We start from the raw sequence: 216 nt of genomic DNA, 5'->3' as shown, positions 1-216 counted from the left end.
CTGAGAACACACTCTCTGTGCCGTAGTTGGCAAGAAATGACGCAGCGAGGTTATAAACCGCAACTGCGTACAGGTGAGGCATCACCAGTTCAATATCACGGTTTACCCACTCAACCGCGCCGCCGTAAGCCAGGGTGAATGACGGCGCGTTGTCGGGAGCCTGATCAGGGGTGATGCCCATGTCAGCACGAACGAATTCGATAAATCCCGACAGGC

General features: G+C 55.1%; 1 pseudogene. It reads right to left on the bottom strand.

The annotated features are described in order from the left end of the window. Nucleotides 1-214: pseudogene (locus FDX01_RS23430) on the bottom strand (hypothetical protein); the annotation flags it as partial. Nucleotides 215-216: the final 2 nt, after the last annotated feature.

Origin of the sequence: Citrobacter sp. wls613 (assembly GCF_005281195.1) — a bacterium.
GTDB classification, from domain to species: domain Bacteria; phylum Pseudomonadota; class Gammaproteobacteria; order Enterobacterales; family Enterobacteriaceae; genus Citrobacter; species Citrobacter gillenii.
This window is presented reverse-complemented; position numbering and strand designations above follow the sequence as displayed.